Source organism: Staphylococcus sp. McC-251-APC-3A2, from assembly GCF_009695665.1.
In the GTDB taxonomy this organism is placed as follows: Bacteria; Bacillota; Bacilli; order Staphylococcales; family Staphylococcaceae; genus Staphylococcus; species Staphylococcus cohnii.
In genome coordinates, this window is sequence record NZ_VUNO01000003.1 from 131,638 (window position 1) to 144,479 (window position 12,842).

Below are 12,842 nucleotides of genomic sequence, written 5' to 3' on the forward strand. Positions count from 1 at the left end.
TTTTTTTGGTTTATTAATATTATGTAAATGAGTATTTGCTTACTAGGTTTAAAAAATCTCACAAATGTTGATTTGTCCTTATTTGAAAATAGCACAAATTTAACAATCCTACAATTAAATTTACAAATTCTTAACATTACATTTTCGTTAAATTAATAATTGTGTGTATATCGTTCTGTCGTATTTATATTTTTTCAAAAATGATTTAGAAATTTATAAATTCATACATCAAAACGCACAATAGCAATAATTGCATAATTACAATTTATAATCAACAATTATTTTTCTATATTTCTCAAAATTAACATACACAAAATCATTCCAAGGTAGTGCTTATCTTTAAATTTATGAAAACAAATATTTTGGTCAAAGGTTTACTTAATACGCAATAACGTCAAACGCGAATATATTTTTTATTTTAATTACACTAAATATGAGTAATAACAAAAATGGCAATCCCTTTAGCAAAATTAGGGATTGCCACTTTGGCGCTAACCACGTAATTCATGTCACAAGCTCCGCATTTTTACACTTTGTGTAAATTTTGATTCGCCATAGTCGATAAATACAATATTTAGACATCTTATTTGTCATCGCATTTTCATATATTGCATATGAACAGATTTAATAATCAGATAACCTTTCAACAATTTCGTTTTGGTTTGGAAAAACAAACTGTACTTTCGTTCCTTTATTGATTTCAGAATTGATATGAACAGTTATAGCTAATTTTTCTTTTACATTTTTCACCAGATATAGCCCTATACCAGAAGACGTCGTTTCATTACGATTTTTCGTTGAGGTGAAACCTTTATCAAAAATTCTTGGTAAGTCTTTTTTACTTATTCCCCTGCCTTCATCCTTAATTTCCAACGTCACATGGTTTTCAATCAGCCTTCCACTTATATAAATTGTGCTATTTTCACTATATTTAATCGCATTAGAAAGAATTTGTCTTATCATCATTCGACACCATTTAGTATCTGTATATACTTTATAATCGTCGTCAAATTCAAGATCAAAACCAATGCCTTTCGCTTGGCTAATATATCTAGTAATCTGTATTTCATCTATGACTAAGCGTTTTAAATACACGTATTCATAATACATATCTTTATTTTGTGACTCTAATCGAGTCAAAAACAAATGTTTATCTAACATATCGTTGATACGTGTCCATTCAAATAGTAGTGCACGTCTTCTATTATCATCATTTTCTTTTTCAATCAATAATTTCAATGCAGTGACTGGTGTCTTAATATCATGCACGAAATCTGTTAACGCAGCTTCAGTAGATTTAATTTGTTGTTTTTGTTCAGTCACTAATTTTTTTTGTGTCGTAATTTGATCATATAAATACTCTAACATCTCTTGTTGAAATGGCGTATCTGCCAGTGATTTATGCTTTAACGCTTCGGGTTCTATATTATCATCTAAGTGTTTATAAAACTTAACTTCTTTTAAGTATGTAAATAATAAAAAAATACAACTTAATCCTATATTTAAAATAATAATATATAAAACACTGTTTACATTTAAATCATAATCTAAAAAAGCAATACCTAAAAAGATGAATTGTAAAATGAGTAACCAAAATATCCAATTTTTCCGTGAACGGAGAAATAACCAAACCCATTTAATACTATCCATGAGCCATGTAACCCTTACCGATTTTAGTTTCAATTGCATCTTTCATATTTATATCTGCAAGTTTCTTCCTTAAACGATTCACATTTACAGTTAAGGTATTATCACTGACAAACGCCTCATCGTCCCAAAGTGCAGTTATCAATGTGTCTCTGGTTACAATTGTATCCTGTTTTTTTACTAACATCTCTAAAATAATCATTTCTGTTTTAGATAAGTATATGACTTGATCATCTTTATTAATACTATCTTTTGTAAGATCGAGTGTCGCTTCTTGCCAAGTTATGACCCTTTTCTCATCTATACTAAATTGATAAACGCGTCTATATATCGCTTGTAGCTTAGCAATTAAAATATTCGTATTAAATGGTTTTTGAACATAGTCGTCTGCGCCTAATTCCATGCTCATTACCTGATCCATTGGGTTATCTCTTGAGGATAAAAATAAAATTGGTGTATTTGATATTTCTCGAATCTTTCTCGTCCAGTAAAATCCATCGTATTTTGGTAGTTTAACATCCATAATGACAATTGCTGGATCCACCTCTTGAAACTTTTCTATTACAAGATTAAAATCATCGATACCATTAACATTAAAATCCCACTGTTCCAGCTCTTCACTAAGTTCTTTAAATAAAGTCATATCATCTTCCACTAATAAAATTTCCATAAACTCACCTCAACTATTTTGTATATTTTATATTTTCTCCAGAATTAATTCGACCTTGGTAATGCTTAATGCGGCAATCAATTTCAAATCCTCTCATCATTAAATCTTGGAAAGGTGATTGTAATAAATAATATACTGGCCAAGTTAATTTCGGGATATAATCAAACAGGTGTACGATGACTTGTTGACTACCTTTTAATTTGCGAAACTCTAATTTCCCCTGCTTTTTTAAATTAGGTTTTACAATACTACCACTTACAAGATACAACGTTATGATATCTTTTTCAGTCTTCACCTTACGTAGTACTTGTATAGGATTACGTTTATTTTTCATATAAACGATAAAATTATCTCCTTGTTCTGCTGTATGTAATAATGTTCCTTTCGTTTCATCTAACCATTTAAAATAATATGTTACCATTTGATTTAATGTCCAATTCATCGGTAATTGTATACTTAGCGCACTTCTTACATCATCGTATTTCGATGTTTGTAACTCAACTGCTACGTGTGGGCGTGCCACTTGTGCTGTCGTCTCTTCTACTTCAGTGCCATATGCCGATAAACGTCTTTTCGTTTCAACATCGAAACGACTACCGCTAATATATATAATCTTACTCACACCTTGTTTTGCTGTAGCTCTACCAAAATTATCTGCGGCTATCAAATTGATATCCCTAGCAGTTGCATGCGTTAATTTAGCAGAATGTTTGGTTGGGTCTAAATAATATATTGCAATGTCTATACCTTCCATAGCAGTTAAAACATCATTATAATTATAAATGTCCTTTTCAAGCCAAATAATTTCTTTATATTCTTTTTCTTTAGGATACTTAGACAATGTGTATAAGACCCCTTCATCTTTAATGGATTCAATTAGATTCTTTCCTATATATCCTGTGACGCCCGCAAGCAATATATTCGGTTTCATTATACGACACCCTTTATCATATATTTTTCTTATTTTAATTATTCCCTAGTAAATTCATGTTAATGATGTTAAGTTATACTATAACTGAGTTTTAAAAATTGGAAATGAGGAGTGGACATATATGGTTCATCAAATTCGAGAAATTGGTATCAACGATATAGAACCTTTTATAAAACTATTAAGTACAATCTATGATGAATCTGATTATTTGATATACAATCCTGGCGAGTACGCGCCCTCTAATACGGATGCTATCGCAACCTTAGAACATTATATAACTTCTCCTTCTAATGCAATTTATATTGCAGAAAACAACGGTGAACTTGTAGGATTTGCAATTGTCACTACCGAAAATTTCGAACGTACACGGCATGAAGCACATTTTTCTATGGGAGTTATAAGGCATTATCGCGAAAAAGGATTAGGACAATCATTAATTAATTCCATAGAAGCATGGTGTTTAAACCATGACATTCACCGTATTGAAGTTGAAGTCGTTCCCGAAAATACGACCGCTGTTGATTTATTTAAAAGTGCAAACTATCAAGTCGAAGGAGAACTTAAAGATAAACTGTTTATTGATCATCGATATTATAATAAATATATCATGGCTAAATTACTAATTTAATAGATTAAATGTAATAAGTTAGTAAACATTTCCTTAATTGCAGTTTAATCGTTTTTTGATAATTATCCAAATAACAACACATTCTGTTTGAAAATTTTAGCAATAAAATCATTATAGAATTATATATGATACCAAGACAAACTTAGCGCGCAACATCTTTTGATTGTCACTCCCAATACTTCTATTTCATTCTCAAACGTATAGTTAAAACAAACTAACAAATAAATATGAATCTATTCAATATTAATAAAAACACTTCCGTATGAATACATCTCATTTGCATTCAACGAAAGTGTTTTTTATTTCAAAATCTTTATAAAGTTGAGGTTATTTGATTCAAACATGTTTAGCCACTGATAAGCTAGTACGGGTTTAATTCAACACCATTTGGATTTGCATCTTCAGATTGATATTCCGTTTCAACACCTGAGGAAGTAGTATTTCTACTTAAAAACCTTAAGACGTCTTTCATATTTTGCTGCGATTCTGGTAATTCCATATGAAATTGATACTGATGTCTCAATTTATGTGAACCGTCATAAAATAATGTATCAACTGGTACGTCTGTTGACTTTAATTTTTTATAGAATTCAATATTCTGACTATAAAATGGGTCAGCATCACCCACTGATAAAAATGTTGGAGGATAATCCTCTGTAACTTGATTGATAGTAGACATCTCACTTATATACTTAAATTGTTGTTCCCAATCTCGCTTCCCAGTATAGCTTTCCATAAAGAGTTGAATTCTTGGGAATTCTGTTGCTTTAACTGTTTTCATGTCATAAAATCCACCAAAAAAGATGGCCGCTTTAAGTTGATCTGGTTCGAATTGTTGCTTAAAGTTCATGTCTTCTCTTAAAGATTCATTCGTTTGTATCGCTGTGAATTGACTTGATAATTGTGCACCTGCGGAATCTCCACCAAAGATAACTTGATTGAAATCAATAGGCAATTCATGTTTATTTCTCTTAATAAAACTCACCGCTTGATCAATCTGTTGTAATTGCATAGGATATTTAAAATCTGGTGCAAGTGCATAATTAATATTTACCACAATATAACCCTGTTCAGCAATCTTAGATAATAATGGGTTTTTATATTGTTTATCTCCTGCAATAAATCCTCCACCATGCATCCAAAAAATTACTGGAAGTTTATTATCTTGATCTAATTCATTCGGAGTTAATATATCAAGTCGACTATTTGGCAATCCTTTACCATAAGTGATATTTGTAAAAGCATTCACATTTTTATTATTAATTTGAACTTTTTCGTGTACTTTACCCGTGTTTTGTCTATCATACTGTAGTTTTAAAAGTACTGCCATAACTACTACAACAGTGACAATGATAAAAGTTGTGATAAGGGTCCATTTATGTTTTTTCTTCATAGATTACCTTTCCTTTCGGAAGCATTGTACCATAATAAATAAGTTCACAATAGTATTACAGGGATAATGAATTAGAAAACTCAGCTTGCATAAGTTGGCAAGCTGAGCTATATCATATATAAATTATGTTTTCACTTTTAAAGATTAAGCAATAAATTTCTTGTTTTGTCGTTTTCTACTGTAATACTTAATAAGTACTCCAATAACAACAATTAAACCAACATATCCCATTATTGGATATAAGTAGTTAATTAATCCTGCGAAACCTACAAAGCTTAAACCATAAGCCACAATTACCATAACTATGATAAAGATATGATATTTTTTACTGTATGGTTCTGTAAATCTCGCTGCAAATGAATACATTAAACCTAAAATAGTATTATACATTACTGCTAACATAATTACCGATAGCACAAGTGCTATCCAAGGATTAATTGCATTTGCTAACGTTAACATCGGAATATCTGCATCTTTGATTTTTGGGAATTCAGACTGTAATGCAAAGTTAATTAACGCTAATAATATGGTATAAATAATACCTCCAAATAGCGCGCCAGCGCCTGAAACGCGACGTCTTGAAGCATCGCCACCTATAGCGACAATAGTACTGAATCCTACAGCAAATGCAAGACCACCGTAGTTAATACCTTTAAGTATACCTAGCCATAAGCTGTCATGTGGTACAGTTTCGTTAACTTTTCCAAATGAAATACTACCATTGAAAAGATAGTACGCAGCAATAATAACTACTAATATAATTAAGAATGGCGTAACAATACCTAAAGCACGTACAATTTTATTAAAGTCCATCAATAGTGTGATATATATTGCGATTACCATTATCAATGCACCTAACCACGTCGGTACACCGAAGCTTTCTTGAAATGTTGATCCTGCTCCAGCAATCATAGTAACTGAAATACCAAATAGGAAAAAGATAAGTAAATAGTCTACAATTTTACTGAATGCATTTCCAAATAAATAGTCTAAAGTTGATTCATGGTTTTGTGCGTCAAACGCAGTCCCAATTTTTGCAACTTGTCTTCCAATAAATCCTAAAATTAGCCCAGAAAGTAAAACACCAATATATGACCATAAGCCATATGGTGAGAAGAATTGCATAACTTCCTGTCCTGTTGAAAAGCCAGCACCTACGACGATACCGACATAAGCGAAACCAATTTTTATAGCTTCTTTATTCAACCCCATGTGATAAATAACCTCCTCATAGTTAACACATTTTGTAATTATAACGTACTGACTGTAATTTGCAACATGAGAAAATTAAGATTTGCACAATTCATTAAAATTAAACATAATAGTCAAACAATATATTTCTTTTTAATCATTCATTTTATCTTTTAAAAATATATCATCCATTCCTAGATACACTATAAAAATGAACAATTCATAATAAGATTTTGCAACTTTATACATTTTCTAGTTTTATGATAATTCTAAAAATAAAATGAAAATTTTTTTAAAAAATTTTCATTTCTTCATCTCCCACTGTAATTAATAAATATAAAAAGTAAATTACAGTGTTATTTTCACTCATATGATAATATCAAAATAAAAATGAGCGGAACAGAAATCTCATTGTTTTAAAATACTTTCATGGTACCACCCTAACGAGCCATCCCAATGTTTTAAGAAAATAACGCTTAGTTTCACTTGACCTTTTGCTCATGCATAAAAGGCTGAGACAATCCATTTGTCTCAGCCTCAAAAGTCATTTTCATATACATTTGTTTTTACATCAGAATTAAACACTATACTAAAATTTAATTATCACTCAAGTTAATGTGCATTTTTAAAACGATTTAGTTCATTGAAATCAACGACAACATTATCCAAACGTTTCGCTGTTTCTTTAAGTACGTTACGCGCAACGCTATTCGTTGGATCTAGTTTAAGTATTTGGCGAGAAATCTCTAATGCTTTTTTATCAGAAATGACTGGTTCGGGAACTGCATGTAATAACAACATCTGTAATAAGCTTTTTACTTCTTTGCCGTCAGTAAGTTTTATGGATGAATCTGCATGATAATACGCAGAATCTAAAGCACCTTGTAGTTCACTTAATGGATAAACGAGTAGTAGAAAAGCTAAGTCATGCATTTCTGCAGTTTCTTCAGTTTTCATCATATCTAAAATACATGTATAAAACATGATACTTTCCACTTCATGAGCGCTTGAGATATAAGCTTCTTCAAATTCCATAAAATCTGTCTGGGACATAAGACGGTATACTGATTCAAATTCGCCGTTTAAGACATGCTTTTGTATCAATTCTTTCATTGCAATGTCCTCCTAGATATCCAGATTTCTTTAATAGTTAAGTCTCATTTTACCATATCTTAATTATATATTCATATAAAAAAGAATATTTTTGTCAAGTTACTTGAAAAAGTTATAATTACAAACGCTACTCACATATATAATTATAACTTCTTGAATAGCGTCATTACTCCATATTTTTTCATTTAGCCAAATTTCGTATTTAGTTCATTTATCACTTCGTCTACGGTATTTCCTACAGAAATATTTACAGCTGCAGTAAAAGTACCTTCAACAATCGGTGCATCTATTTTTTCTACACGATGCTTGCCATCATACATCTCAATCGCTAAATCTAAATTCATTTCAGCAGAACCAATGTCATAAAAACATAATGTGTCATCATCTATTTGATTCACCATTTCTTGAATATCGTCATATGATGTTCCGATTTTACCGTTCACACCACCTTGTGCCGTGATTGTGATATCCTCTCCTACCATTTGACTTACCAGCGCTTTAGTCCCGTCAGCAATCTCTTTACTATGGCTTACAATGATAATTTGCGTCATACTAATCAGCTCCTATCAATGCGTTTAAAATATATACACTACTCTGTGCTCCCGGGTCAACATGTCCTTTTGAAGCTTCTTTAAAATAGGCAGCTCTACCTTTAGTAGCTACTATATCCTTAGTGAATTCTGCAAATGATTGTAAATCTTCAAATGATAAAGTTTCTCCGTTATTAATCGCTTCATTAGTGCGTTCAATAACGTCATACATCGTTTTTTCATTTAGTTCAACTTTACCACGTTGTGCAATTGCCTCGGAAAATGTATTAAGCATTGTTTTTAAATTTTCTTTGTCAATTTCATCGCCTACAACTTGAGACATTTTCACAAAACTGAATCCATAAAGTGGACCAGAAGCACCACCAATATTAGACATTAATGTCATACCAGTAGATTTTAATAATGCAGACATAGAGCTATCATCTAGCTTTTCGGGTAAGGCTTTAAATCCTCTTAACATATTCACGCCATGATCACCGTCACCAATTGCTCTATCTAATTCTGTTAATAATGATTCTTTTTCTTCAAAGACATCAACTAAATCAAGCAATTTTTCTTTTAACTCTGACACATTCATTCTTCTTCACTTCCTGTCTTATATATTCGTTATTTACGCATTAAAATATGGACTACTTGTCGGTGCAGTCAATGCCTCATAAACTGTTTCTGTAAATGGTAAAAAGGTTATTGATAAACCTTCCATGTCTAATGAAGTCATATAGTCTCCAACAAACCATAATTTCACATCTTTTTGTTTATCTTCTAATTGTTGTGCCACGTATTTTGTTGCAATATTTAGTTCAGATAAAGGTGTAGCTCCCATACCGTTTATCATCACGATAAGTTGTTCATCTTCTACCTCTTTCAATAATTCGGCGATCAATCGTTCTACAACTATATCTACACTTTCAACTTTTTCACGTGCTAGACCCTTTTCGCCATGTATACCAATACCGATTTCCATTGATTCATCATCTATATCGAAACCATACTGTCCTGTCGTCGGAACTAACGGTGGTGTTAAAGCCATACCTATTGATTTGATAGTTGGTAATAATTCATTTAATTTTTCTTTAATTAGTGACAGCGATGTTCCCTTTTCAGCTAAATATCCAGCTATTTTATGCACAAACACTGTACCAGCGACACCTCTACGTTGCGCTTCATCACTAACAGCAACATCATCCTTGACCACTACTGTCTCTACTTGAATATCTTCCATTTCCGCCATTTCTTGAGCCATTTCGAAATTCATAACATCACCTGCATAGTTTTTTACAACAAGCAGTACACCTTCTCCGTTGTCCACGGCTTTAATTGCACTTAAAATTTTATCAGGTGTTGGAGATGTAAATACCTCACCACATACTGCAGCATCTAGCATGCCTTGTGCTACATACCCTGCATGTGCAGGTTCATGACCACTCCCACCGCCAGAAACAATTGCTACGCCTTTTTCTTTTTTCTGTTTACGCACTACTACTGTGTCAGCAATTACTTCGACATTTTTATTTGAAATCGAAAGACCATCTAACATATCTGGTAAAAATTGTGTTTTATCTTTAATGAGCTTTTTCATAATGAGGACCTCCTATTTTCACTATTCACTTATAGTATACCCTACACATAAATGTAAACGCTAACAACTCAAAGGTTTTTTCTTTATAAAAAAAGCGGGTCTACAATCAATCATTTTCAAAATTGATTTTAAAACCCGCTCATATATGAAATTTATTCTTTACTTGCAACCATCTTTAACGATATGCTCATCTCTTTTCATACTTATTTAACACGTACAAAAATTTGATAACCTTATTGATGCACTTAAACTGATTTTGTTTTATACATTAAATATAAGAAGTAAGGCGCACCAATAATAGATACAACAATTCCAGCTGGCATGCCAGAAGGTTGTAATATCACTTGTCCGACTGTGTCTGCTAATACAAGTAAAAATGCACCTATTAATATAGAAATTGGTAAAAATAGTTGATGTCTCGGGCCAACAATTGATTTAGCAATATGTGGACCTAACAATCCTATAAATCCAATAGCTCCCGCAACAGATACTGCAGCCGATGACAGAATTACTGCTATTAATAATAATACAATGCGTTCTCTACCAATTTTCACCCCAACACCTTGAGCAATATGTTGATGTGTATTTAATAAATTTAATACATTCGCTTTTAACAATAAAAATGGTATAAGTACAATGACCCAAGGTAGAAAGGCAATTACAAACGCCCATTCATCACCCCAAATGTTACCTGCAAGCCATGAAGCAATAAACTCTGATTGATCTTCGTCAAATGTTGACATTAGTGTTAGCGAACCACCACTTAAAGCTGTAGCCATACCTACACCTACTAACACCATACTTGCTGGAGTGATACCTTCACCTTTATTATAACTAAACGAAAAAATAATTAGCGCAGTTAGTATACCACCAATCATACTTATAAATGGTAATACATACACAAAATTATCCGCATTAACTTGGCCGACTACTATAAATAATGCAATGGCAAACCCACTTCCCGCATTTATACCTAAAATGCCAGGTTCAGCTAATGGGTTTTTAGTCACACTTTGTATAATAGCCCCACTCATCGCTAATGCAGCTCCGGCTAAAATAGTTATAACCATCCTTGGAAATCGAAATTCCATAAGTATCAGTGTATCAGTATATTCACCTTGACCTATAAGTGTTTTAAAAAAAGTACCTATCGACATCTTATATTCACCTGAAGTCATGCTCCAAGCACATGCGAATATTATCAATATTATAAGAATAATCATGGTAATGAACTGTTTATATCTTAATTTTGGGTCTATCATGAAAAGCGTCCTCCTCGTTTAACCAAATACAAGAAGTAAGGTACGCCAATAAATGAAATAATTGCACCTACTGGAGCTTCACCTAACATGCGTGCTAACGTATCTGCAACGAGTAGCAATAAGCCACCAACAACAGCAGTTAATGGCAGAACACGAGCATAGTCTGTACCTACTAAATAACGTACAATATGCGGGACCATTAGTCCTACAAAGGCTATTTGACCAACCATCGCTACAGCAATACCCGCCATAACCATGGATATAATTAAAGCAATCGCTCGCGTTAATGCAACATTTTGTCCCAATCCAATCGCTAAAGTTTCACCTAAATTTAAAATTGTTAAATGTTTACTCATCGCAATGATGATAACCAATGCAATAATGATAAATGGCGCTGCCCAAACGAGCTGTCCCCAAGTCGTACCAGAAACACCGCCGGCGCTCCAAAACGTTAAACTTTGATTTAATCTAAACAATAACGCTACACCTTGACTTAAAGCTGTTAGCAAAGCACTTACGGCAGCCCCAGCCAATATAATCCTCATTGGATTAAAACCATCACTTCTTGATCTGCCAATCATCAGTACAATAAATCCGCCCATGATAGCACCGATAAATCCTGCAATCATCAGCACTATAAATGGTGCTGTCGGATAAAATGCAAAAGTTAGCGCTAACATAAATGAAGCACCTGAATTTAATCCGATTAAACTCGGGTCTGCTAAACCATTTTTAGTAACGCCTTGAATGACTGCACCTGAAGTCGCCAATGCTACACCTACGAGCATTGCTCCTATATCTCTTGGTATGCGTATTTCGCTAATGATATTATGTTGCTGATTCTTATTATCATAATTGAATATAGCATCAAATATTGTTGAAATATGAATTTTAGCATCTCCAATCAATATTGATACCGTCAAAGCAATGACTAACAGAATCAAACTAATTATAAATGTTGTTGTGAAGCTTAATTTTCCTTTTTTTTGCGTAGCCATGTTTACACCTAAATTTCTGAATAGCTTTTTCTACATAAATCATAGGTAACTAGCATTGGTTTCCCTGTTCTAGGGTCTGTACTAATTTCTACATCTATATTGAATACTTTTTCTAAGTTTTCTTTAGTTAAAACATCTTCCGTATCACCAGAAGCAACAATGTCTCCATGTTTCATCGTAATTAGATGATCTGAGAAACGGACTGCTTGATTAATATCATGTAACACCATAATAATAGTGCAACCTTGTTCTTGGTTTAATTGAGTAATTAATTCTAAGATTTCTAATTGGTGTGAAATATCTAAATATGTTGTAGGCTCGTCTAAGAAAATAATATCTGTTCGTTGTGCTAATGCCATAGCAATCCATACTCTTTGACGTTGACCACCACTTAAATCATTGATAGAACGTAGTCGGAATTCATAAGTCCCTGTTACATTCATTGCCCAGTCAATCTCTTTTTTATCTTCAGCAGAAAGTCTTCCAAATCCTTTTTGATGTGGAAAGCGACCATAAGAAACAAGCTCTCCAACCGTAAGTCCATCAGCGACCTCTGGCGATTGTGGTAAAATAGCAATTTTTTTTGCGACTTCTTTTGTTGATTGTGTATGCAGGTTTTCACCATCTAATTTGATTTCACCATCTTTAATTGGTAAAAGACGTGACAATGCTTTTAGTAATGTAGACTTTCCACAACCATTTGGTCCTATAATGGATGTAATTTTACCAGTCGGAATATGAACATCCAAATTATCTACGATAACATTATCCCCGTAACCTATCGTAACTTGTTCTCCTTCTAATCGAGTCATAATTTACCTTCTTCCTAATACAAAATGTACCAAAAAACAATCTATATCTATATCACTTTAATCTAAT

General features: G+C 32.5%; 13 protein-coding genes. 1 reads left to right on the forward strand and 12 read right to left on the reverse strand.

The annotated features are described in order from the left end of the window. Nucleotides 1-624: 624 nt before the first annotated feature. The 3 genes from FYJ81_RS08235 to FYJ81_RS08245 are packed head-to-tail and all read right to left on the reverse strand — an operon-like array spanning nucleotide 625 to nucleotide 3,248. Complete coding sequence (locus tag FYJ81_RS08235) at nucleotides 625-1,650, reverse strand: sensor histidine kinase (protein WP_107385318.1); 1,026 nt, start codon at nucleotides 1,648-1,650, stop codon at nucleotides 625-627. Next, entirely contained in the window at nucleotides 1,643-2,317 is a 675-nt protein-coding gene (locus tag FYJ81_RS08240) for a response regulator transcription factor (protein ID WP_107385317.1), read from the reverse strand. The genes FYJ81_RS08235 and FYJ81_RS08240 overlap by 8 nt, the downstream gene beginning before the upstream one ends. 13 nt (nucleotides 2,318-2,330) lie before the next feature. Continuing rightward, nucleotides 2,331-3,248, reverse strand: a complete 918-nt coding sequence (locus FYJ81_RS08245) for an NAD-dependent epimerase/dehydratase family protein (protein WP_119517860.1) — start codon at nucleotides 3,246-3,248, stop codon at nucleotides 2,331-2,333. Nucleotides 3,249-3,369: 121 nt separating this feature from the next. On the opposite strand from FYJ81_RS08245, the gene FYJ81_RS08250 reads away from it, so the two are divergent. Then, nucleotides 3,370-3,876: a GNAT family N-acetyltransferase gene (locus FYJ81_RS08250; RefSeq protein ID WP_107385315.1), complete on the forward strand. Its 507-nt coding sequence runs from the start codon at nucleotides 3,370-3,372 to the stop codon at nucleotides 3,874-3,876. A gap of 361 nt (nucleotides 3,877-4,237) precedes the next feature. On the opposite strand, the gene FYJ81_RS08255 is transcribed toward FYJ81_RS08250, so the two are convergent. From FYJ81_RS08255 to FYJ81_RS08295, 9 genes are all read right to left on the reverse strand, one after another. Continuing rightward, a complete protein-coding gene (locus FYJ81_RS08255; RefSeq protein ID WP_107384956.1) occupies nucleotides 4,238-5,269 on the reverse strand; it encodes an alpha/beta hydrolase in 1,032 nt (343 codons plus the stop codon). A gap of 144 nt (nucleotides 5,270-5,413) precedes the next feature. Next, nucleotides 5,414-6,481 carry a YkvI family membrane protein gene (locus FYJ81_RS08260; protein ID WP_107384955.1) on the reverse strand — a complete coding sequence of 356 codons (1,068 nt, stop codon included), beginning with the start codon at nucleotides 6,479-6,481 and terminating at the stop codon, nucleotides 5,414-5,416. Nucleotides 6,482-7,072: 591 nt separating this feature from the next. After that, nucleotides 7,073-7,573, reverse strand: a complete 501-nt coding sequence (locus FYJ81_RS08265) for a hypothetical protein (protein ID WP_019468163.1) — start codon at nucleotides 7,571-7,573, stop codon at nucleotides 7,073-7,075. A 185-nt stretch (nucleotides 7,574-7,758) separates the two neighbouring features. Next, nucleotides 7,759-8,124, reverse strand: coding sequence for a dihydroxyacetone kinase phosphoryl donor subunit DhaM (dhaM, locus tag FYJ81_RS08270; RefSeq protein ID WP_019468162.1), 366 nt, complete (start codon nucleotides 8,122-8,124; stop codon nucleotides 7,759-7,761). Between the two features lies 1 nt (nucleotide 8,125). Next, nucleotides 8,126-8,701: a dihydroxyacetone kinase subunit DhaL gene (gene dhaL / locus FYJ81_RS08275; RefSeq protein WP_107384954.1), complete on the reverse strand. Its 576-nt coding sequence runs from the start codon at nucleotides 8,699-8,701 to the stop codon at nucleotides 8,126-8,128. 33 nt (nucleotides 8,702-8,734) lie between these two features. After that, nucleotides 8,735-9,703, reverse strand: a complete 969-nt coding sequence (dhaK, locus tag FYJ81_RS08280; RefSeq protein WP_107384953.1) for a dihydroxyacetone kinase subunit DhaK — start codon at nucleotides 9,701-9,703, stop codon at nucleotides 8,735-8,737. Nucleotides 9,704-9,948: 245 nt separating this feature from the next. Then, a complete protein-coding gene (locus tag FYJ81_RS08285) occupies nucleotides 9,949-10,965 on the reverse strand; it encodes a FecCD family ABC transporter permease (protein WP_107384952.1) in 1,017 nt (338 codons plus the stop codon). After that, nucleotides 10,962-11,963, reverse strand: a complete 1,002-nt coding sequence (locus FYJ81_RS08290) for a FecCD family ABC transporter permease (RefSeq protein ID WP_107384951.1) — start codon at nucleotides 11,961-11,963, stop codon at nucleotides 10,962-10,964. The genes FYJ81_RS08285 and FYJ81_RS08290 overlap by 4 nt, the downstream gene beginning before the upstream one ends. A gap of 8 nt (nucleotides 11,964-11,971) precedes the next feature. Beyond that, the gene (locus tag FYJ81_RS08295; RefSeq protein ID WP_107384950.1) at nucleotides 11,972-12,775 is read right to left on the reverse strand and encodes an ABC transporter ATP-binding protein; all 804 of its coding nucleotides are present in this window, start codon (nucleotides 12,773-12,775) and stop codon (nucleotides 11,972-11,974) included. Between the last annotated feature and the right edge of the window lie 67 nt (nucleotides 12,776-12,842).

What these genes read in the sequence shown, in the direction of transcription:
- FYJ81_RS08290 (WP_107384951.1), bottom strand. Translation starts at nt 11,963, where the DNA reads ATGGCTACGCAAAAAAAAGGAAAATTAAGCTTCACAACAACATTTATA.
- dhaK (WP_107384953.1), bottom strand. Translation starts at nt 9,703, where the DNA reads ATGAAAAAGCTCATTAAAGATAAAACACAATTTTTACCAGATATGTTA.
- dhaM (WP_019468162.1), bottom strand. Translation starts at nt 8,124, where the DNA reads ATGACGCAAATTATCATTGTAAGCCATAGTAAAGAGATTGCTGACGGG.
- FYJ81_RS08265 (WP_019468163.1), bottom strand. Translation starts at nt 7,573, where the DNA reads ATGAAAGAATTGATACAAAAGCATGTCTTAAACGGCGAATTTGAATCA.
- FYJ81_RS08255 (WP_107384956.1), bottom strand. Translation starts at nt 5,269, where the DNA reads ATGAAGAAAAAACATAAATGGACCCTTATCACAACTTTTATCATTGTC.
- FYJ81_RS08245 (WP_119517860.1), bottom strand. Translation starts at nt 3,248, where the DNA reads ATGAAACCGAATATATTGCTTGCGGGCGTCACAGGATATATAGGAAAG.
- FYJ81_RS08235 (WP_107385318.1), bottom strand. Translation starts at nt 1,650, where the DNA reads ATGGATAGTATTAAATGGGTTTGGTTATTTCTCCGTTCACGGAAAAAT.
- FYJ81_RS08285 (WP_107384952.1), bottom strand. Translation starts at nt 10,965, where the DNA reads ATGATAGACCCAAAATTAAGATATAAACAGTTCATTACCATGATTATT.
- dhaL (WP_107384954.1), bottom strand. Translation starts at nt 8,701, where the DNA reads ATGAATGTGTCAGAGTTAAAAGAAAAATTGCTTGATTTAGTTGATGTC.
- FYJ81_RS08295 (WP_107384950.1), bottom strand. Translation starts at nt 12,775, where the DNA reads ATGACTCGATTAGAAGGAGAACAAGTTACGATAGGTTACGGGGATAAT.
- FYJ81_RS08240 (WP_107385317.1), bottom strand. Translation starts at nt 2,317, where the DNA reads ATGGAAATTTTATTAGTGGAAGATGATATGACTTTATTTAAAGAACTT.
- FYJ81_RS08260 (WP_107384955.1), bottom strand. Translation starts at nt 6,481, where the DNA reads ATGGGGTTGAATAAAGAAGCTATAAAAATTGGTTTCGCTTATGTCGGT.
- FYJ81_RS08250 (WP_107385315.1), top strand. Translation starts at nt 3,370, where the DNA reads ATGGTTCATCAAATTCGAGAAATTGGTATCAACGATATAGAACCTTTT.